This window comes from Arthrobacter sp. zg-Y179, assembly GCF_020907345.1.
Classification (GTDB): domain Bacteria; phylum Actinomycetota; class Actinomycetes; order Actinomycetales; family Micrococcaceae; genus Arthrobacter_B; species Arthrobacter_B jinronghuae.
Window position 1 is genome coordinate 37,844 of the sequence record NZ_JAJJOB010000002.1, and the last position, 20,180, is coordinate 58,023.

Annotated in this window: 15 protein-coding genes; 7 read left to right on the forward strand and 8 right to left on the reverse strand. The window is 65.9% G+C overall.

All coding sequences use genetic code 11. The annotated features are described in order from the left end of the window. Nucleotides 1-65: 65 nt before the first annotated feature. The 3 genes from LOC56_RS00585 (at nucleotide 66) to hrpA (ending at nucleotide 5,234) form a co-directional block, all read left to right on the forward strand. Nucleotides 66-209 (forward strand): hypothetical protein, encoded by a 144-nt coding sequence (locus LOC56_RS00585; protein ID WP_229949558.1) that lies wholly within the window; start codon nucleotides 66-68, stop codon nucleotides 207-209. Between the two features lie 92 nt (nucleotides 210-301). Continuing rightward, the gene (locus LOC56_RS00590) at nucleotides 302-1,300 is read left to right on the forward strand and encodes a helix-turn-helix transcriptional regulator (protein WP_229949560.1); all 999 of its coding nucleotides are present in this window, start codon (nucleotides 302-304) and stop codon (nucleotides 1,298-1,300) included. A gap of 13 nt (nucleotides 1,301-1,313) precedes the next feature. Further along, nucleotides 1,314-5,234 carry an ATP-dependent RNA helicase HrpA gene (gene hrpA / locus LOC56_RS00595; RefSeq protein WP_229949562.1) on the forward strand — a complete coding sequence of 1,307 codons (3,921 nt, stop codon included), beginning with the start codon at nucleotides 1,314-1,316 and terminating at the stop codon, nucleotides 5,232-5,234. Nucleotides 5,235-5,305: 71 nt separating this feature from the next. Here the strand turns inward: hrpA and LOC56_RS00600 are convergent, their stop codons facing one another. The 3 genes from LOC56_RS00600 to LOC56_RS00610 form a co-directional block, all read right to left on the reverse strand. Then, nucleotides 5,306-5,734: an HIT family protein gene (locus LOC56_RS00600; RefSeq protein WP_229949564.1), complete on the reverse strand. Its 429-nt coding sequence runs from the start codon at nucleotides 5,732-5,734 to the stop codon at nucleotides 5,306-5,308. Nucleotides 5,735-5,827: 93 nt separating this feature from the next. After that, nucleotides 5,828-6,694, reverse strand: coding sequence for a sulfurtransferase (locus LOC56_RS00605; protein ID WP_229949566.1), 867 nt, complete (start codon nucleotides 6,692-6,694; stop codon nucleotides 5,828-5,830). Beyond that, nucleotides 6,694-7,353: an MBL fold metallo-hydrolase gene (locus LOC56_RS00610; protein ID WP_229949567.1), complete on the reverse strand. Its 660-nt coding sequence runs from the start codon at nucleotides 7,351-7,353 to the stop codon at nucleotides 6,694-6,696. Before LOC56_RS00610 ends, LOC56_RS00605 begins: the two co-directional genes overlap by 1 nt. A gap of 132 nt (nucleotides 7,354-7,485) precedes the next feature. On the opposite strand from LOC56_RS00610, the gene LOC56_RS00615 reads away from it, so the two are divergent. Next, the gene (locus tag LOC56_RS00615; protein WP_229949569.1) at nucleotides 7,486-7,917 is read left to right on the forward strand and encodes a Fur family transcriptional regulator; all 432 of its coding nucleotides are present in this window, start codon (nucleotides 7,486-7,488) and stop codon (nucleotides 7,915-7,917) included. On the opposite strand, the gene LOC56_RS00620 is transcribed toward LOC56_RS00615, so the two are convergent. The 5 genes from LOC56_RS00620 to LOC56_RS00640 all read right to left on the reverse strand — a co-directional run bounded on the left by LOC56_RS00620 (nucleotide 7,914) and on the right by LOC56_RS00640 (nucleotide 13,154). Beyond that, the gene (locus LOC56_RS00620; RefSeq protein WP_229949573.1) at nucleotides 7,914-8,801 is read right to left on the reverse strand and encodes a metal ABC transporter permease; all 888 of its coding nucleotides are present in this window, start codon (nucleotides 8,799-8,801) and stop codon (nucleotides 7,914-7,916) included. The two genes, LOC56_RS00615 and LOC56_RS00620, sit on opposite strands and share 4 nt — an antisense overlap. After that, a complete protein-coding gene (locus LOC56_RS00625) occupies nucleotides 8,788-9,588 on the reverse strand; it encodes a metal ABC transporter ATP-binding protein (protein WP_229949956.1) in 801 nt (266 codons plus the stop codon). Before LOC56_RS00625 ends, LOC56_RS00620 begins: the two co-directional genes overlap by 14 nt. Nucleotides 9,589-9,614: 26 nt before the next feature. Beyond that, nucleotides 9,615-10,595: a metal ABC transporter solute-binding protein, Zn/Mn family gene (locus LOC56_RS00630; RefSeq protein ID WP_229949575.1), complete on the reverse strand. Its 981-nt coding sequence runs from the start codon at nucleotides 10,593-10,595 to the stop codon at nucleotides 9,615-9,617. Nucleotides 10,596-10,701: 106 nt separating this feature from the next. Beyond that, nucleotides 10,702-11,769, reverse strand: coding sequence for a hemolysin family protein (locus LOC56_RS00635; protein ID WP_229949576.1), 1,068 nt, complete (start codon nucleotides 11,767-11,769; stop codon nucleotides 10,702-10,704). Continuing rightward, nucleotides 11,766-13,154, reverse strand: a complete 1,389-nt coding sequence (locus tag LOC56_RS00640) for a hemolysin family protein (RefSeq protein WP_229949578.1) — start codon at nucleotides 13,152-13,154, stop codon at nucleotides 11,766-11,768. The genes LOC56_RS00635 and LOC56_RS00640 overlap by 4 nt, the downstream gene beginning before the upstream one ends. Nucleotides 13,155-13,625: 471 nt before the next feature. On the opposite strand from LOC56_RS00640, the gene LOC56_RS00645 reads away from it, so the two are divergent. From LOC56_RS00645 to LOC56_RS00655, 3 genes are all read left to right on the forward strand, one after another. Continuing rightward, a complete protein-coding gene (locus LOC56_RS00645) occupies nucleotides 13,626-17,432 on the forward strand; it encodes a multifunctional oxoglutarate decarboxylase/oxoglutarate dehydrogenase thiamine pyrophosphate-binding subunit/dihydrolipoyllysine-residue succinyltransferase subunit (protein ID WP_229949579.1) in 3,807 nt (1,268 codons plus the stop codon). Between the two features lie 63 nt (nucleotides 17,433-17,495). Then, nucleotides 17,496-18,095 (forward strand): GDSL-type esterase/lipase family protein, encoded by a 600-nt coding sequence (locus LOC56_RS00650; protein ID WP_227918308.1) that lies wholly within the window; start codon nucleotides 17,496-17,498, stop codon nucleotides 18,093-18,095. A 250-nt stretch (nucleotides 18,096-18,345) separates the two neighbouring features. Beyond that, nucleotides 18,346-20,106 carry an ABC transporter family substrate-binding protein gene (locus LOC56_RS00655; protein WP_229949580.1) on the forward strand — a complete coding sequence of 587 codons (1,761 nt, stop codon included), beginning with the start codon at nucleotides 18,346-18,348 and terminating at the stop codon, nucleotides 20,104-20,106. Nucleotides 20,107-20,180 lie beyond the last annotated feature (74 nt).

The window sequence follows — 20,180 nt, forward strand, 5'->3', positions numbered from 1 at the left end:
GATTTCTACGGTAATGGGCATTCCTGCCACTTATTCTCCGGCGGATAGGGCGCCAGCATGGAGTCATGGTTATCGTGCTTCTGATCCTCGCCGCCGCTATCGCGTTCGCCCTCGTCCTCCGCGCTACCGTCCGTGCGTTGTCCAATGACGGTTACGGCCGCCTCCCCAGCGTCCCGTCCCGCCGGTCCTGGGACGGCACCGTGTACTGACCCGGCTAGCCCTGGGGACTGCTGCTGATACTGGGCAATCAGTTTTCCAATCAGGACAGCTTTCGACCGCATTGGCGCGTAGTTTTGATTCCATGTTGGAGACTTCCGCACGGCTGCTGCAGCTGCTTTCGCTGCTGCAGCTGCGGCGCGAGTGGACCGGTGCAGCGCTCGCGGAACGGTTGTCCATCACCGAACGCACGGTGCGCCGGGACATCGGCAAGCTGCGCACGCTCGGCTATCCCATCTCGGCGTCCCCGGGCATTGCCGGCGGTTACCAGCTCGGTGCCGGAGCGCAGCTTCCGCCGCTGCTGCTCGACGACGACGAGGCCCTCGCCGTCGCGCTCGGCCTTGCCGCGGTGGCCACGGGACCGGTGACCGGAATCGGTGAAGCCTCTGTCCGGGCGCTGGCGAAGCTCGAACAAGTCCTGCCCGGGCGGCTCCGCCCCAAGTTCTCGGCCCTGCGCCAGTCAGTCTCCACACTGGCAGGGCCGACGGGCGGCGTCGACCCGGAGATCCTGACCGCCTTTTCCGGCGGCATCACCGAGCACCGGATACTGAGCTTCCGTTACACCGCGGCCGACGGCGGCTCCGGGCGCCGGATCGTGGAGCCCTACCGGCTGGTCGGCACCGGCAGGCGCTGGTACGCCGTCGCCTGGGACCTGGACCGCGCTGACTGGCGGACCTTCCGGGTGGACCGCTGCACCAGCACCCCCGCCCCGCGCGAGCGGTTCACGCCCCGGCCCCTGCCGGCCCGGGACCTCGCCGCCTACGTCCAGGAATCGATTACCCGCAACCCCTACCGCTACTCAGTAGTGGTACGGCTGGCCGCGCCGCTGGCGGCGGTCGCCGAACGGGTGCCGCCGGATGTGGCCAGCCTCGAAGCGGACGGTCCCGGGCACACCATCGTGCGTGGCGGCTGGGATTCCCTGGACCTGCCCCTGATCAACCTGACCGCGTGGGGCGTGCCCTTCGAGATCATCGACCCGCCGGAGATGCGCGAGCGGGCCCGCCGCGCCGTTTCCCTGCTGCAGCGCGCCGTCGAAATCCCGCCCACGGCGGAATCCGGAAAGACCGTCCGGCCAAGCCACTAGACTGGTGGCAATCATGGCACTGACAATTTCCTATCCCGAACAGCTGCCCGTTTCCGAGCGCCGCGAAGACATCATGGCAGCGATTGCCGCCAACCAGGTCACCGTCATCGCGGGCGAAACCGGGTCCGGAAAAACCACGCAGATTCCGAAGATGTGCCTGGAACTGGGTCTGGCCGAGAACGGCCTGATCGGGCACACCCAGCCGCGGCGCCTTGCCGCGCGGACCGTCGCCGAGCGGATCGCCTCCGAGCTCGACGTCGAGCTCGGCGAGGAGGTGGGCTTCCAGGTCCGCTTCACCGGTGAGACCGGCCGGAAAACCAAGGTCAAGCTGATGACCGACGGCATCCTGCTGGCCGAAATCCGGCATGATCCGAAGCTGAAGAAGTACAGCACCATCATCATCGATGAGGCCCACGAGCGCAGCCTGAACATCGACTTCATTCTCGGGTATCTGCGCCGGCTGCTGCCCCAGCGTCCTGACCTGAAGGTCATCATTACCTCGGCCACCATCGATCCGCAGCGGTTCGCCGAGCATTTCGCGCTCAACGGCACCCCGGCACCCATCATCGAGGTGTCCGGCCGGACCTTCCCGGTGGAGATCCGCTACCGCCCGCTGAACCAGCCCGCGGACGGTGGCAGCGATGAAGACGGCATGGACGACGAGCTGGAAGAAGACCGGGACCCGGTGGACGCCGTCTGTGACGCCGTCGACGAGCTCTCCCGCGAGGCACCCGGCGACGTCCTTGTGTTCTTCTCGGGCGAACGGGAAATCCGTGACGCCGCAGACGCGCTGCGTTCCTCCGTCTCCCGCAATCCCCGGCTGGCCAACACCGAGATCCTGCCGCTCTTCGCCCGGCTCTCCCTTGCCGAACAGCACAAGGTCTTCTCCCCCGGCCGCAACCGGCGGATCATCCTCGCCACCAACGTCGCCGAGACCTCCCTGACCGTCCCGGGCATCAAATACGTCATCGACACCGGCACGGCGCGCATCTCGCGCTATTCCCACCGCACCAAGGTCCAGCGGCTTCCGATCGAGCGGATCTCCCAGGCCTCGGCCAACCAGCGTTCAGGCCGCTGCGGACGCGTTTCCGACGGCATCGCCATCCGGCTGTATTCGCAGGAGGACTTCGAGTCCCGGCCCGAATTCACGGATCCCGAAATCCTGCGCACCAACCTCGCCGCCGTGATCCTGCAGATGGCCGCCATGGGCGTGGCCAAGGGGCCCAAGGACGTTGCCGATTTCCCGTTCGTCCAGCCGCCGGATTCCAAGGCAATCAACGACGGCGCCGTGCTGCTGCGCGAACTCGGGGCCCTGCACCCCCAGGGCGGCATCACCGACGTAGGCCGCAAGCTGTCGCAGCTTCCGGTGGATCCCCGGCTGGGCCGGATGATCGTCGAAGCGGGCAACCGCGGCTGCACCAAGGAGGTCATGGTGCTCACTGCAGCCCTGACCATCCAGGATCCCCGTGAGCGTCCCTCCAAGGATGATCCCGCCCGGGCACAGAAGGCCGCCGAAATGCACAAGCGGTTCGTGGACGAGAACTCGGACTTCACCGGCTTCCTGAACCTGTGGCGCTATGTGGAGGAAAAGCAGAAGGAGCTCTCCTCCTCGGCCTTCCGCCGCCTGTGCAAGAACGAGTTCCTGAACTTCCTGCGCATCCGTGAATGGCAGGACCTTTTTGCCCAGCTGCGCCAGCTGGCCAAGCCGCTGGGGATCACGCTCGCCCCGGAGCCGGTGGATCCGGTCGGCAAGTACCGGGAAATCCACATGTCCCTGCTGGCCGGCCTGCTCAGCCACATCGGCCTCTACGACCAGCGCAAGCGCGAATACGCCGGTGCCCGCGGTACCCGGTTCGCGGTCTTCCCGGGCTCCGCGTTGTTCAAGAAGTCCCCGGACTGGGTGATGGCCGCCGAACTTGTGGAAACCTCGCGCCTGTGGGCGCGGGTGGCGGCAAAGTTCGATCCCCTGTGGGCCGAGGAAGTGGCCCCTCACCTGGTCAAGCGCAGCTACAGCGAACCGCACTGGTCCAAGAGCCGCGGAGCCGTGATGGCCTACGAGAAGGTCACCCTCTACGGCGTACCCGTGGTTCCGCAGCGCAGCATCAACTACGGCCGCATCGACCCGGTGCTCTCCCGCGAAATGTTCATCCGCCATGCCCTGGTCGAGGGCGACTGGCGTACGCACCACAAGTTCTTCCACCGCAACCAGGCACTGCTGGCCGAGGTGGAGGAGCTGGAGAACCGGGTCCGACGCCGCGGTCTGCGCGTGGATGACGAGACCCTCTTCGAGTTCTACGACGAGCGGGTGGGCGCCGACGTCGTCTCCGAGCGGCACTTCGACAAGTGGTGGAAGCACGCCCGGCACGAAAACCCGTCCCTGCTGGACTTCGACCCGGACGCCCTGCGCACTGACGATGCCGAGGGACTCGACGAGAACGACTTCCCGAAGTCCTTCTTCTACGGGTCCTTCGAACTCCCGCTCACCTACGAATTCACCCCCGGCGTGCCCTCGGCCAACGACGGCGTCACCGTAGAGGTGCCCGTATTGTTCCTGAACCAGCTCGCCCCCGGACCGTTTGCCTGGCAGATCCCGGGCCTGCGCGCCGAGCTCATTACGGCCCTGATCAAGTCCCTGCCCAAGGCGGTGCGGAAGAATTTTGTCCCGGCGCCCGACGTCGCCCGCTCGGCTGCCGCTGCCCTGGCTGCGGATTTCGACCCGGCGTCGGACGAGCTGGAACCGTCCCTGGAACTGGTGCTGCGCCGGTTGAAGGGATCCATCATTCCCCCGGGTTCCTGGAACTGGGATGCCGTGCCGGGCCACCTGCGGATGACGTTCACCGTGGTGGATTCCGCCGGGCGCATCCTGGACGAGGGCAAGGACCTGGCGGCACTGCAGGAGTCCCTGGCCCCGGCCACGCGCCGCGCCATTGCCGAATCCCTCGGCGCCACGCCGTCCACCGTCCAGCCGCGCGGCCCCAAGGGCCCCAACGGCAAGGGCAGGGCCGGCACCGGGAACGGTTCAGCCAACGGCACGGGCGGCGGCACCGACACCGGTTCCTCCGTGGCCGAGCAGACCGGCCTGACCGAGTGGAGCATCGGCACCTTGGAGAAGCAGGTCCAGCGGCTCGTGGCCGGCCACACCGTGACCGGCTACCCGGCGCTGGTGGACGAGGGCAGCACCGCAGGCGTGCGGATCTTCCAGAGCGCCGGCGAGCAGCAGGCCGCCATGCGTGCCGGCGTCATCCGGCTGCTGGTGCTGCGCGTGCCCAGCCCGGCCAAGTATGTGCTGGAGCACCTGAGCAACACCGAAAAGCTGACCTTCAGCCAGAATCCGCACGGGAGTGTGGCCGCGCTGATCGAGGACTGCACCCTGGCCGCGGTGGACAAGCTCACGCCGGAGAAGCTTCCGTGGACGCGTGCCGAGTTCGACGCCCTGTATGAAACAGTCCGCGCCGAACTGATCGACACCGTCTTCACCGTCACGGCGATCGTGGAGAAGATCCTGGCCAGCACCCGGCGGATCACCAAGGCGCTCAAGGGCACTACCTCGCTGGCCTTGATCAGTGCCCTGAATGACATCAGGGCGCAGCTGGATGCCCTGGTGTACCCCGGTTTCGTGGCCCGCACCGGATATGCGCAGCTGATGCATCTGCCCCGCTACCTGGCCGGTATTGAACGGCGGCTGGAGAAGCTTCCGGGCAACGTGCAGCGGGACGGCCTCTCCATGGCCGTGATCCACCGCCTCGAGGACGAGTACGACGACGCCGTGGCGGCACTCGCGCCGGGCCGCGGCACTCCCCCGGAACTCGCGGAGGTCCGCTGGCTGATTGAGGAGCTGCGGATCAGCTTCTTCGCGCAGGAACTGGGAACGGCCCGGACCGTTTCGGAGAAACGGATCCGGACCGCCCTGAATTCGGCGCTGGCTCCGGCCTAGGCCGGGTTTGGAGTCTGGCGCCGGGCCTGGAGCCTGGCGCCGGGCCTGGAGCCCGGCGCCGGGCCGGAAGCCTAGGCTTCGGGGACGAACTCCCCATGCCCGGCGTCGCGCAGGCCCTGGCGCAGCTTCTCCGCGTTGGCCGCCATCCGCTCGGGGTCCGGGTTGGACTCGGCCCGGCTGAAGTCGAAGTCCTGCATCGAGTCGGCAGGCCAGACATGCAGGTGAAGGTGGTCCACCTCGAAGCCGGCAATGGTCAGGCCTGCCCGCTCGGAGCCGAAGACGGCCACCTGTGCCTGGCCTACGGCCTGCGCCACGGTGATGAGCTTCTGCATCAGCTCCGCCGGTGCGTCCGTCCACTTGTTGATCTCCTCGCGGGGCACCACCAGGGTGTGGCCGTCGCTGAGCGGACCGATGCTCAGGAACGCGACGACGTCGTCGTCCTTCCAGACGAAATGTCCGGGAATCTCGCCGTTGATGATCCGGGTAAAGAGTGTAGGCATGGGTGCTCCTTCAGGTTGTTCCTTGGGCGCGGCGGAGGGCAGGGGTGCCCGCAGCGGCGGAGGAACGGGTCGGCCGGTAAACATGATTCGACGCTACCCCTTTTCCGGCGGGTTTTCGGGCCGGCCCGGATCGGCGCCGACGGCTGCCGGCGTGCCGGGCGTGTTGGACCACTGCGACCAGGAGCCCGGATAGAGCGCCGCGGTGATGCCGGCCTGCGCCAATGCGGCAACCTCATGGGCGGCGAAGATACCCGAACCGCAGTACGCGGCAACAGGCCGGTCGGGCCGCACGCCGAGGGCCTCGAAGGCGCGGCCCAGTTCCTCAGGTGCCCGGAAGCTGCCGTCCGGGGCAAGGTTGTCCGTGGAGGGCCGGTTGACTGCTCCCGGGATATGTCCGGCCCGGGGATCCACCGGTTCGACCTCTCCGCGGTAGCGCTCCGGTGCGCGGGCGTCGATGAGTGTTCCGTCAACTGCCACCCGGGCGGCATCCGCCGGCCCGACCACCGGCATGTGCCCCCAGGACAGGTGGACACTGCCCGCCTCCGGCTGCACCGGACCGCTTTCCAGCGGCAGTCCTGCCCCGCGCCAGGCCGCGAGGCCGCCGTCGAGCAGGAACACGTCCTCCTCTCCGGCGTGGCGCAGCAGCCACCAGGCACGGGCGGCGGCCGTGCCCGCGGCGTCGTCGTACACCACCACTGTGTCCCCATCGTTCAGGCCCCAGCTGCGGGCGGCTTCGGCGAAGGCGGCGGGATCCGGCAGCGGGTGCCGCCCCTCCGCAGGGACGGCGGGGGCAGAAAGTTCGGTGTCCATATCCACGTAGACCGCACCGGGCAGATGTTCGTGCAGGTACTTTTCCCTGCCGTCGGCGGCGCCCAGGACCCAGCGCACATCCAGCAGCACGGGCGGGCGCTCCGCTCCGAGACGTTCGTGCAGCTGCTGCGGGGAGATCAGGACCTCCATTACAGGTCCACGGTTTCCCCGGCGTCCAGGTGCCGGAACTCGGTGCCGTAAACCTTGCCGAACCGGGTCACGTGCCCCTCGACCATCCCCAGTCCCCGCTCGTTCAGGAGCCCCTCGTGGATGGGGTAGGCCCGCTCCGCACCGGTGGCAATGACGAAGTCGATGACCTCCCCCGCCTTGGACCAGGGTGCATGGACCGGCACCAGCACGGTCCGCGGCCGCAGCCCGTTGGGAACCACGAACGAATCCCCCGGGTGGTAGACCCGGCCCTCCACGAGGTAGCCGATGTTGGCCACCACGGGTATCAGCGGATGGATCAGGGCGTGCTGGCCGCCGAAGGACTGGATGCCGAAACCCGCAACGGTGAAGCTGGTGTTGGGCTCGACGTCGTGGATGCGGTCGGCCAGGTCCGGTCCGGCTTCGGCGCGAAGGAGTGCAGCAAGACCCGCCGGGGCGTGGAGCTCGAGCGACGGCTGCTCCTGCATCGCGGCAAGCACCCGCGGGCGGTCCAGGTGGTCCGCATGCTCGTGGGTCACCAGGATGGCGTCTGCGTCCTTCAGCGCCGTTTCGACTTCGGAGAAGGTGCCGGGATCCAGCACCAGGACGTGCCCGCCCTGCTCGAAGCGGACACAGGAGTGCGTGAACTTCGTCATTTTCATAGCGCCACCCTACTCCGGGGCCGTCCGGCCGTGCAGGACGGGCCGACGGTGCTGCTGATAATCTTAGGGTTCTATCCATCCCTACGGCCCCGGTGCCGCCCGCCTGCCGTCCCACCCGCTGGAGGAACATCCGTGTCATCCGAGACATCCCGGACGTCCAAACGCGCACCGGAGCAGCGGGTAACCCGCCAGCGGCTGGCAGTGGGCCGTGCCCTGGACGAACTCAGTGACTTCGTCAGCACCCAGGAACTCTTCCGGCTGCTGCAGGAGCGCGGCGAGCGGATCTCCCTGGCTACCACCTACCGGGTCCTGCAGTCCATGACGGACGAGAACCTCGTGGACGTGCTGCGCGGCGGCGACGGCGAGGCGCTGTACCGGCGGTGCGCCGTCGAGCACCACCACCATCACCTGGTCTGCCGCGAATGCGGCAAGGCAGTGGAGGTGGAGGCACCGGCGGTGGAGAGCTGGGCCGCGGCCCTGGGCGCCAAGTACGGCTTCACCGAAGTGGCGCACACCGTTGAAGTTTTCGGCCTGTGCCCGGAGTGCAGCGCCCGTAAAGGCTAGGCGGCAGCGGTAGCCGTGTTTGCGCTGAGCTCCCGGCGCCGGTGCCCGCCGCGCATGCGCCGGATGACCCGGCAGACCAGGTAGATCGCGAAGGACACCGTGGTGACGTACGGGCTGATGGGGATCCGGCCGCCCAGCGCCAGCAGGATGCCGCCGACCGAGGAGGTCAGGGCGAAGAGCACGCTCAGGAACACCACCAGCCGCGGCGAGGACGTCACGAGCAGGGCTGCCGCCGCCGGAGTAATCAGCAGGGAAAGCACCAGCAGGGCCCCCACCACCTGGATGGACAGGGCTACGGACAGGCCCAGCAGGAACATAAAGACAATCGACAACGTCCGCACCGGCACGCCGCGGGCCTCTGCGAGGTCCGGGTCCGCGCTGGCGAAGGTCAGCGGCCGCCAGATGAACAGCAGTGCGGCGACGACGACGGCGGCAACCCCGGCCAGCAGGTTCAGCTGCACGGTATCCACGGCGACGATCTGGCCGGTCAGCAGACCGAACTTGTTGGCTGAGCGGCCTTCATAGAGGCCAAGGAACAGGATGCCCAAACCGAGCCCGAAGGGCATGATGACGCCGATGATCGAGTTCCGGTCCCGGGCCCGCAGGCCCATGACGGCCAGCAGGACGGCCGCCGCCACCGACCCGGCCAGCGAACCGACCACCACATTCACGCCGATCAGCAGGGCAAAGGACGCTCCGGCGAAGGAGAGCTCGGCAATGCCGTGCACGGCGAAGGCCAGGTCACGCATCAGGACGAAGGTGCCGATCAGCCCGCCCACCAGGCCAAGGATCGCAGCGGCCCAGATGGAATTGCTCACCAGCGGAAGCAGCTCGCCGTAATCGCTGAAATCAAAAACCGCATCGAAGAAACTACGCAGGTCCAAGGTCGCCCTCGCTTTCTCCGTGGTGGTGGGTGGTGGCGTCCGGGATGCCCAGCACCACGATCCGGCCGTGGCTGCGCAGGACTTCGACGCGGCTGCCGTACATTTCCGAGAGCACGTCGCTGCGCAGGACTTCGGCGGGGGTGCCGGTGCGGAACTGTCCGCCGGCCAGGTACAGCACGCGGTCCACGTACTCGATAACGGGATTGATTTCGTGGGTCACGAAGACGACGGCGGCGCCGTCGTCGTGGCAGCGCCGTTCGATCAGGGAGCTGATGGCCTGCTGGTGGTGCAGGTCCAGGGAGAGCAGCGGCTCGTCGCAGAGCAGCAGATCCGGGTTGGTGGCCAGTGCCTGGGCCGCCCGCAGGCGCTGCAGCTCGCCGCCGGAGAGCCGCCCCACGGGTTCGTCCGCGTAGGACGTGGCCCCCACCTGTTCGAGCAGCCGGTCCACGCGGCGGCGCACCGGCTTTCCGCGCAGCCTCAGGCCCCAGCGGTCGCCGTCGACGCCGAGTCCCACCAGGTCCCGTCCGCGCAGCGGGGTGCCGGGGCTGAAGGATTTCTGCTGCGGGATGTAGCCGATGTCCTTGCTGCCCCGCTGCACGTTCCGGCCGTTGATGGTGACGGTGCCCCCGGTGAGCGGCTGCAGTCCCAGCAGGACCTTCAGGAAACTCGTTTTGCCTGATCCGTTGGGGCCGAGGACGGCGAGGAATTCACCGGCGTTGATGTCCAGGTCAAGGTTCTTCCACAGGGTACGGTCCCCGTAGGACAGGCCTGCGTCCCGCAGCCGCACCACCGGGGCAGGCTGCCCGGAAGCATTCACTGCAGCACGCTTTCCATGTTGGCTGTGTTATCGGCCATCCACTGCAGGTAGTCCTGGCCCTCGGGAAGGGTTTCGGAGAAGTCCACCACGGGAACATCGGCGTCCACCGCGGCCTGGCGCACCGCTTCCGTCTGGGAGGTGGAGGTCTGCTCGTTGTAGCCCAGGAAGGCAATGGAGCCGCCCGTCACCAGGTCCTGCATTTCCTTCAGTACGTGCGGCGGAACATCGGAGCCTTCCTCGACGGCCTCCGTGAAGTCCGACGGGGTGGCGTTGTGCATGCCGGCCGCCTCCACGAGGTAGTCCGGCACCGGTTCTGTCAGGGCGACGTCGCGTCCGCCTGCGGTTTCCCGAAGCGCCGCCAGTGAGGCGTCGATGTCCGCAATGCCGGCATTGAAGTCCACCGCTTTGCTGCGGAACGTGCCGGCGGCGTCGGCATCCAGCTCGCCGAGGCGTTCGGCGGCGGCGTCGGCAAGCCGGCCCATGGCCGCGGGGCTGTACCAGACGTGTTCGTTGAAGGAGCCGTGGTTATGGCCGTGGTGGTCTTCGCCGGCATCGTGGCCCTCTTCATCTTCCGCCGAGCCGGAGTCCTCGAGGCCGGAGATCTCGACGGCATTGAGGATGTTCTCTGCGGGGATGCCTTCGTCTGCCGCGAGCTTCTCCAGGAAGGTGTCATAACCGCCGCCGTTGAGCACCACCAGGTCCGCCTTGGATACCGCGAGCCGGTCCCGCGCCGAAGCCTCGTAGGAGTGCGGATCCTGGCTGGGCCGCTCAATCAGTGCGGTCACTTCGACGTTTTCCCCGCCGATCCCGGCAAGGATGTTGCCGTAGACATCGGTGGACGCCACCACGCGAACGACGCCGTCGCTGCCGTCGGCGTCTCCACCGTCGGCTTCACTGCCGTCGCCGCTGCAGCCCGTAAGCGCGAGTGCGGCGGCTGCAAGGACGGTTCCGGCCAGGCGGACGGGAAAGCGGCGCATAAGGTTTGATATCCCTGGGTAGGCGGTTCATGGCGGCGGATAAGGGCCCCGGCACCACCGAAGCTTTTTCAGCATAACCTAAACGCGAATCATTCGCATCTAGGCCCTAGAGGCTTTCTCCGGTCCGGCGGATGCCCTGCGCCTGGGTGGCATCCCTGATCTCGCCGACCAGCTGTTCAATGATGTCTTCCAGGAAGAGTACGCCGCGGGTGGTTCCGTCCGGGCCCAGCACGCGGGCCAGATGGGAGCCGGTCCGCTGCATCACGGCCAGGGCGTCCTCGATTTCGTCGTCCAGACGGAGGTTGGCAAGCGTGCGGACCTTGTTCTCCGTAATCGGCCGTTCATAGGCCTCCAGCGGGATGGACATAACGTCCTTCAGGTGCATGTACCCGGTGAGGTTCCCGGCGTCGTCCACCAGGACGAAACGGGAGAAGCCGGTCCGACCCACTGCACGCTCGAATTCCGCCGGAGTGGAGTCCGTGCCCAGGGTCACCAGTTCCTCCAGCGGCACCATCACCGTCCCGGCGGTCTGTCCGGAGAACTCGAGGGCACCGGAGATCAGGCCGGAATCGTCGGCCACGGTCCCGTGCTTCGTGGATTCCTCCACAATCGACTGCATCTCCTCCAGAGTGAAGGCCGAGGCGACCTCGTCCTTGGGGGTAATCCCCATGAGGCGCAGTGCGTGGTTGGCCATCCAGTTGAGCGTGCCGATGATCGGCCGTACCAGGCGGGAAATGAAGACCAGCGGCGGGGCGAGCAGCAGCACTGCGCGGTCCGCAACGGACACCGAGATGTTCTTCGGAACCATTTCGCCGATGGTTACGTGCAGGAAGGTCACCAGCAGCAACGCCACCAGGAACCCGGCTCCGTCAGCGATTTCGATCGGAAGGCCCACGGCCTTCAGCGGCACCGAAAGCAGGTGGTGGATAGCGGGCTCGGCCACCGAGAGGATGAGCAGGGAGCAGACCGTAATACCCAGCTGGGCACACGCGAGCATCAGGGAAACGTGCTCCATGGCCCACAAGGTGGTCTTGGCCCGCTTCGATCCGGCTTCGGCATGGGGCTCGATCTGGCTGCGCCGAGCGGACATCACCGCAAATTCGCTGCCGACGAAAAACGCGTTGCCCAGGAGCAGGACAACCAGCCAGAAGATTCCCGCCAGGTCGCCGCTCATCGGATGCCTTCCCTGCGTGCCTGGCGCTCTGTGCTTCGCCCGGCGTTGTCCTCGTCTTCAATGTGTTCGGTCTGGCCGGAATCGGCCCCGTCCTCGGCGGGGATGAAGCTGACGCGGTCAATGCGCCGCCCGTCCATCCGTTCCACCTCAAGCACGCCGCCGGGTACCTCCACGCGGTCCCCTGCCTCGGCGATGCGGCCGAGCTCGGCCATGATGTAGCCGCCCACGGTTTCGTAGCCGGCTTCGTCCGGCATCCGCAGCAGCGGAACCAGCGCCGTGACCTCGTCGGGGCGCATGATGCCCGGGAAGTACCAGGCACCGGACGCGCTTTGCAGCACGCCGGGCTTGGCCTTGTCATGCTCGTCGGAAACCTCGCCGACAATCTCTTCCACCAGGTCCTCCAGGGTGGCGACGCCGGCGGTTCCGCCGTATTCGTCCAGGACGACGGCGAGCTGCAGGTTGGCGTTGCGGAGTTCGGAAAGCAGCGAGTCCAGGTGCACCGTTTCCGGCACCCGGAGGATCTCGCTCATGATCGCGGCGGCAGGCAGGGTGGCCCGCCTGCTGCGCGGCACGGCCACGGCCTTCTTGACGTGGACAACGCCGCGGATATCGTCCGGTGAATCACCGAGGACGGGGAAGCGGGAGTAGCCCGTGCGCCGCGCGGCCTCGATGACGTCGGCCACGGGCTGCTCGGCATCGATCGTTTCGAGCCGGATGCGCGGAGTCATGACATCGGCAGCGGTTCGTCCGGCGAAGGAGAAGGTCCGCGACAGGAAGTCGGCAGTGCCCTTGTCCAGGGTGCCCATCTCCGCGGAGCGCCGCGCCATGGAGGACAGCTCGGAGGGCGTGCGCGCTCCGCTGACCTCTTCTTTGGCCTCGAGGCCAAAGAGGTGGAGGATCTTGTTGGCGAAACCGTTCAGCAGGAGCACCGCAGGCTTGAAGACCACGGTGAAGGCCAGCTGCGGCCGTGCCAGTGCCTTGCCGATGCGGAACGGCATGGCGATGGACATGTTCTTGGGGATCAGTTCACCCAGCAGCATGGAAAGGAAGGTCGCCAGGATCATCGCCACGGTCACGGACACCGAGTCCACGGCAACGGGCGGCAAACCAAGCGATGCCAGCGGACCCTCCAGCAGGCGCCCAACGGAGGGTTCCATAACAAAGCCCGTCAGAAGGGTGGTCATGGTGATGCCCAGCTGGCAGCTGGAGAGCTGGGTGGAGAGAGTGGTCAGGCAGCGAAGCAGCGGTTCAGCTGCTTTGTCGCCCTCTTCCACTGCCCGGCGGACTGCAGGCTGGTCCAGTGCCACAAGGGCGAATTCCACGGCGACGAAGAATCCGGTGCCGAGAATAAGCAGCAGGCCAAAAAGGAGGTAAAGCCACTCCATGTCAGCACTCCCCCGCCGTCAGGACAGACGGCCTTAAAAAACAGGGAGGAAACGCTGCACGGAAACGTTCAGACGGAGGGTGGTCGGCTGCGGCCGGACTGGAAGGCTCCGATGACGAGGCAGGCGGGTGCTGGGCCGTGGGTGTGCGGGCGTTGCCGGCTCGTGGCGCACCGACTGCGGCAACCGCAGTCCGTGACGCAGGCCGGCGCCTAGAGAAACTGTCCATAGAAAGCCCAGTTTACAGGTTTGGTCCGGGGCCGCCACAGCGGCTTCTTTGAGCCGTTCCGGGTGACCTGTGACGAGCGGCGCCTTCATCAAGTGATGCGGGATTGGCCACATGTTCGACTATGTCACTAGACTGGCATGAAGTCTCGGTCACTGCGCACCGGGCCGCACCAGTACTTGAGGCGGAAGCGTCAGAACATGGTGCCATCAGGGCAAACGGCAACTCATGGAAGAGGCGTATATCTAGTGCCAGACCAATCCAACCACCGCCTGCCGGAGGAATTCGGCGGCAACGAGTGGCTTGTCGATGAACTGTACGAACAGTATTTGTCGAATAAGGACTCCGTTGACAAAAAGTGGTGGAGTATCTTCGAATCCTTCAAGGCTGAAGACTCCCAGTCCGGCAACGGCTCCAACGGAAACGCCGGTTCTCCGGACGGTTCCCGGCCCGCCACCCGCCAGCTTCCGGTGGTGAAAGCCGAGGCCACGGCACCCAATGCACCGAAGGCATCGGGCGAATCGCCCGCTGCAACTCAGCAGTCGGGCAAGCCGCCGGTAGCCAAGGAACCGGCCAAGGCCGAGCCCGCGGCAAAGAGCGAGCCGAAGGCTGAGACCAAGGCCGCGCCGATTCCTGCGCAGCTGCCCAAGACCCAGCCCAGCGATGCCGCTGCCGAAGAGGACAAGGTCACCGTGCTGCGCGGTCCGGCCAAGGCGATTGCCACCAACATGGACCTCAGCCTGAGCGTCCCGACGGCAACCACCGTGCGCGCCGTTCCGGCCAAGCTGCTGATTGACAATCGGATTGTCATCAACAGCCACCTGGAACGTGCCCGCGGCGGAAAGATCTCCTTCACCCACCTGCTGGGTTACGCCATCATCCGCGCTGCCGCCCAGTTCCCGTCGATGAACGTGTTCTACGACGAGGTGGACGGCAAGCCCGTTGCCGTCCAGCCCGCCCACGTCAACTTCGGTCTGGCCATCGACATGCCCAAGCCGGACGGAACCCGCCTGCTGGTGGTGCCGAACATCAAGAAGGCAGAAACACTGAACTTCTCGGAGTTCTGGCACGCCTACGAAGATCTGGTCAAGCGTGCCCGCAGCGGCAAGCTCGGCGCGGATGACTACCGCGGAACCACCATCTCCCTGACCAACCCGGGCGGCATCGGCACCGTGCACTCGGTGCCCCGCCTCTCCAAGGGCCAGGCCGCCATCATCGGTGCCGGCGCCCTTGAGTACCCGGCCGAGTTCCAGGGTGCCAACGAGAAGATCCTGGCCCGCAACGCCATCAGCAAGATCATCACCCTGACCTCCACCTATGACCACCGCGTCATCCAGGGTGCCGGCAGCGGCGAGTTCCTGCGCATCATCCACCAGTTGCTGCTGGGTGAGCAGAACTTCTACGACGAGATCTTCGAATCCCTGCGGATCCCGTACGAGCCGGTCCGCTGGAGCCCGGATATCCAGGTCAACCCGGACGAGCAGATCAACAAGGTTGCCCGCATCCAGCAGCTGATCCACGCCTACCGGGTCCGCGGCCATCTGATGGCGGACACGAACCCGCTGGAATACGTACAGCGCCGGCATGCCGACCTGGACATCCTGAACCACGGCCTGACGCTGTGGGACCTGGACCGGGAGTGGCCCACGGGCGGCTTCGGCGGCAAGCCGATGCTCAAGCTCCGCAAGATCCTGGGTGTGCTGCGGGACGCCTACTGCCGCACTGCCGGGATCGAATACATGCACATCCAGGATCCCGAGGAGCGCCTCTGGTTCCAGGACCGCCTGGAAACCAAGTACACGAAGCCGACCCGCGAAGAGCAGCTGCGCATCCTCAGCAAGCTCAACGCTGCCGAGGCTTTCGAGACGTTCCTCCAGACGAAGTTCGTTGGACAGAAGCGCTTCTCCCTTGAGGGCGGCGAATCCCTGATTCCGCTGCTGGACGCCGTTATTTCCGGTGCCGCCGACGACGGCCTCGAGGAAGTCGGCATCGGCATGGCCCACCGCGGCCGCCTCAACGTCCTGACGAACATCGCAGGCAAGACCTATGCACAGGTCTTCCGCGAATTCGAGGGCACCCAGGACCCGCGCAGCGTGCAGGGGTCCGGCGATGTGAAGTACCACCTCGGCACCGAAGGAACCTTCACTTCGGACAACGGGAAGCAGACCAAGGTCTACCTTGCAGCCAACCCGTCCCACCTCGAAGCCGGCGATTCCGTGCTGGAGGGCATTGTCCGCGCCAAGCAGGACCGGCTGGACAAGGGTGACGAGTTCCCCGTGCTGCCGATCCTCGTGCACGGCGACGCCGCCTTCGCAGGCCAGGGCGTGGTGGCGGAAACGCTCAACCTCTCCCAGCTGCGCGGCTACCGCACCGGCGGCACCATCCACGTGGTGGTCAACAACCAGGTGGGCTTCACGACGTCGCCCACGTCCTCGCGTTCCTCGGTTTACTCCACCGATGTCGCGAAGATGGTCCAGGCACCGATCTTCCATGTCAACGGCGATGATCCCGAAGCAGTTGTGCGGGTTGGCCAGCTGGCCTACGAGTACCGTCAGCGCTTCCACAAGGATGTCGTCATCGACATGGTCTGCTACCGCCGCCGCGGCCACAACGAAGGCGATGATCCTTCGATGACCCAGCCGATGATGTACAGCCTGATCGAAGCCAAGCGCTCCGTACGCAAGCTGTACACCGAGTCCCTGATCGGACGAGGCGACATCAGCCAGGAGGAGGCCGAGCAGGCCCTGCGCGACTACCAGGGCCGCCTCGAGCGCGTCTTCGCGGAGACGCACGCTGCCCAGACCTCGCCCATCCCGGTGATCACCAAGGATTCCGAAGCGGTCTCCGATCTGGAACGTCCTGCTGCCCAGCAGGAAGGCACCACGATCATCAAGCCGGCAAGCACTGCGGTCTCCGCAGAGGTCCTGGCGCACATCGGCAAGGCCCACGTGGCCGTACCCGAGGGCTTCACGGTCCACCCGAAGCTGAAGTCCCTGCTGGAAAAGCGCGACCAGATGTCCCGTGAGGGCAACATCGACTGGGGCTTTGCCGAAATCGCCGCCTTCGGTTCGCTGCTGATGGAGGGCGTCCCCGTACGCCTCGCCGGGCAGGACTCCCGCCGCGGTACCTTCACGCAGCGCCACGCCGTCTTCCACGACCGCGCCACCGGCGACGAGTGGATGCCGCTGGCTGAGCTGGACCCGAACCAGGCCAAGCTGTGGGTCTACGACTCCCTGCTGTCCGAATTCGCCGCCATGGGCTTCGAATACGGCTACTCGGTGGAGCGTCCCGACGCCCTCGTGCTCTGGGAAGCCCAGTTCGGTGACTTCGTCAACGGTGCCCAGACCATCATTGACGAGTTCATCTCTTCGGCCGAGCAGAAGTGGGGCCAGCGGTCCTCGCTGGTGCTGATGCTTCCGCACGGCTACGAGGGACAGGGACCGGACCACTCCTCCGCACGGATCGAGCGTTTCCTGCAGATGTGTGCCGAGGACAACATGATTGTGGCCAACCCGACAACGGGCGCCTCGCACTTCCACCTGCTGCGCCGGCAGGCATACAGCCGTCCGCGCAAGCCGCTGGTGGTCTTCACCCCCAAGCAGCTGCTGCGCCTGAAGGCGGCTGCAACATCGGTGGAGGAGTTCACGCACGGCGAGTTCCAGCCGGTCATCGCCGAGCATGCCGAACTGGATGCGAACGCCGTCGACCGCGTGCTGCTGGTGTCCGGGCGCCTGTACTACGATCTGCTGGCAAACCGCCAGAAGACCGGCGACGACAAGACGGCAATCGTCCGCGTTGAGCAGCTCTACCCGCTCCCCGTCGACGAAATCCGGGCCGCCGTGGGCAAGTACCCCAATGCGGACATCGTGTGGGCGCAGGACGAGCCGGCAAACCAGGGTCCGTGGCCCTTTATCGGTCTCAACCTGCCCCAGCACCTGGACAGCCGCCTGCGCCTGGTCTCACGCCCGGCGTCGGCCTCCACCGCTACGGGCTCTGCCAAGCGCCACGCAGTGGAGCAGGACATCCTTGTGAAAAAGGCCTTCGAACGTCAGTAGGCTAGATTTAGGGTGGGGCGCTTCGGCGTCCCACCCTGTTTTTTTGATTCGAGAAGGTGACTAGTGGAACAACGCAGAATTCGGCTTGCTGCTGTAGGTGATGAGCTGCTGGCCGGACACGGGGATCCGCGCGCACTCGGCTGGCTGGGACGTGTCCTGGCACGAACATCGCCCGAGAACGTCAACCTCCAGGCATACAGCCTGGCTGCACCCAACGAGGGCACCGAGGCGCTGGCCAACAGATGGCTCGCCGAAGCCGGGAGACGGTTCGAGGACGGGTGCGAAAACCGCCTCGTGATCGGGCTGTCGGACCGGGACCTGGACCTTCAGCTGACGACGGCGCGAAGCCGCCTGAACCTGGCGAACATCCTCGACGGCGCCGCGCAGATGAGCATCAAGGTCTTCGTGGTGGGCCCTCCCCCGGGCCTGGACCCGGAACGGAACCGGAAGCTCGCGGATCTCTCCGCAGCGTTCGGCGACGTGACCACGCGGCGGAAGCACGTGTACGTGGACACCCTCAACCCGCTGCTGAACCATGAGCAGTGGCGTACGGACCTGGCCGCCAACGGCGGAACGCCGGGCCAGGCCGGCTACGGCCTCATGGCGTGGCTGGTGCTTCACCGAGGCTGGTACCAGTGGCTCGACCTGCCCGACATGAACTGAAATTTCCGTCATAAACAGACGTCTTAAAAACCCTCCCGGCAACAGCCGGGAGGGTTTTTGCGTATGCCGGCGCGGTTTTTCGAGTAGAAAAACCCCGTGTCCGGCATAACGATCAGTTAACAACATGTAACTTGTCTCACAGTGGAAACAATATGTGGTTAGTGTTGCTCCACATGCGGCGGTCATCACGGCCGCTTTGGGGGGCCATCATTGGTGGTTCCTGACTCCTCATCACCAGTTAGGACTACTTATGCGTACTAAGCGCACGGCAGCTCTTGCCGCACTCTCCGTGGGGGCCCTGTTCCTGGGCGCCTGCGGCTCCGCCGGGGGCGGAACCGAAAGCGAAGGCGGCTCGGAGGAAACAGCCGAGAACATCGCTTCCACCATCAATATCGCCATCAGCCAGGCACCGGACGCCTACAACTCGAGCACCGCCAACACCAACAGCACGTACAACAGCTACGTCGACAACCTGGTGCACAGCAACTTTGTCGAGTACAGCCCTGACGGCGTCATCCACGATGAAGAGTTCGGCACCTTCGAAAAGACCAGCGACGATCCGCTGACGGTGCACTACAAGATCAATGAGGACGCCAAGTGGTCCGACGGCACCCCCATTGACTTCGATGACGTGCTGCTGAACTGGGCGGCCTTCTCCGGACAGGTCGGTCCCGCCGAGGGCGAGAACATCTTCCAGCCGTCCTCCACCAACGGTTTCTCCCAGACCAAGATGATCGAGGGCGAGGCCGGCGACAAAGAGTTCGACATGGTCTTCGAAACCCCGTACGCGGACTGGGAAGCCCTGATGATCGGCCCCATCATGCCCGCGCATGTCGCAGCGGAAAAGGGCGGACTCGCCACTGACAACGACGGCGAAGCCCTGATCAAGGCCATCCAGGACAAGGACGTCGCGGCGCTGACCCCGCTGGCCGAATTCTGGAACACCGGCTGGAACTACGAAGCCGATCTCACCAAGCTTCCGGACGCCGAAATGATCCCGTCCTCCGGCCCGTACATGCTGGACAACGCCACCGACGGCACCCTGACCCTCAAGCGCAACGAGAACTACTGGGGCGAAGAGCGCAAGGGCAAGACGGAGACCATCGTCTTCAAGACGATCGCAGACACCGAAGCAGTCCAGGCCCTGGAGAACGGCGAGGTCGATATCATCGAACCGTCCGGACCCACCGTTGACACCAAGACCGCCATCCAGAACATCGGCGAGACCGTCGAGATGCTCACCGGTCCCGAGCTGACCTTCAGCCACATTGACCTGGACCAGTCGGAAAACGGCGTGTTCAAGGACCTGGCCGTGCGCCAGGCCTTCGCCAAGTGCGTACCCCGCGAGGACATTGTCGAGAAGTTCGCCAAGCCGATCGACGAGAACGCCACGGTAGACAACCTGCGCGAATACCAGCCGGGCCAGGAGGACTACGAAGAGGTCCTCGAAGGCGCTCCGTCCGCCAGCGAGTACGACGAAGTGGACATCGAGGGCGCCAAGAAGCTGCTCGCCGATGCCGGCAAGACCGAACCCGTATCGGTCCGCCTGATGTTCGCCTCCACGAGCCAGCTGCGCGCCGACATCGTCACCCTGATCAAGACCTCCTGCGACCAGGCCGGCTTCAACATTGTTCCCACCCCGGACCCCAAGTGGAGCGCCAAGCTCGCTGAGCCCGGAGCCTGGGACGCCATCCTGTTCGCCTGGGCCGGATCCGGTCTGGCCGCCAGCGCACAGTCGATCTACGTCTCCGACGGCGAGCAGAACTACGGCAAGTTCGCCAACGCTGAACTCGACGAGCTCTGGGACCAGATCGCCAGCTCCACTGACGCGGAAGAGGTCAAGGAACTGAAGACCAAGGCCGAGGAAATCCTCGCCGCCGAGGTCTACAACGTGGTCCTGTACGCAAACTCCGGTGTGGTTGCACACTCCTCCAAGCTGGAGAACGTGGAACTGAACCCGAGCCAGAACGGCATCACCTGGAATGCCTACAAGTGGACAAAGCAGGTCTAGCCGCAGCACCACGCTAGCCGCAGCATAAGCGGGGATGGGCAGACGCAAAGTCTGCCCATCCCCCTGCTTATGTC

Bases quoted from the DNA above. Each gene is read 5' to 3' on its own strand.
- LOC56_RS00610 (WP_229949567.1), bottom strand. From the start codon at position 7,353: ATGAAAATGACGAAGTTCACGCACTCCTGTGTCCGCTTCGAGCAGGGC.
- LOC56_RS00630 (WP_229949575.1), bottom strand. From the start codon at position 10,595: ATGCGCCGCTTTCCCGTCCGCCTGGCCGGAACCGTCCTTGCAGCCGCC.
- LOC56_RS00590 (WP_229949560.1), top strand. From the start codon at position 302: ATGTTGGAGACTTCCGCACGGCTGCTGCAGCTGCTTTCGCTGCTGCAG.
- LOC56_RS00600 (WP_229949564.1), bottom strand. From the start codon at position 5,734: ATGCCTACACTCTTTACCCGGATCATCAACGGCGAGATTCCCGGACAT.
- LOC56_RS00655 (WP_229949580.1), top strand. From the start codon at position 18,346: ATGCGTACTAAGCGCACGGCAGCTCTTGCCGCACTCTCCGTGGGGGCC.
- LOC56_RS00605 (WP_229949566.1), bottom strand. From the start codon at position 6,694: ATGGAGGTCCTGATCTCCCCGCAGCAGCTGCACGAACGTCTCGGAGCG.
- hrpA (WP_229949562.1), top strand. From the start codon at position 1,314: ATGGCACTGACAATTTCCTATCCCGAACAGCTGCCCGTTTCCGAGCGC.
- LOC56_RS00585 (WP_229949558.1), top strand. From the start codon at position 66: ATGGTTATCGTGCTTCTGATCCTCGCCGCCGCTATCGCGTTCGCCCTC.
- LOC56_RS00640 (WP_229949578.1), bottom strand. From the start codon at position 13,154: ATGGAGTGGCTTTACCTCCTTTTTGGCCTGCTGCTTATTCTCGGCACC.
- LOC56_RS00635 (WP_229949576.1), bottom strand. From the start codon at position 11,769: ATGAGCGGCGACCTGGCGGGAATCTTCTGGCTGGTTGTCCTGCTCCTG.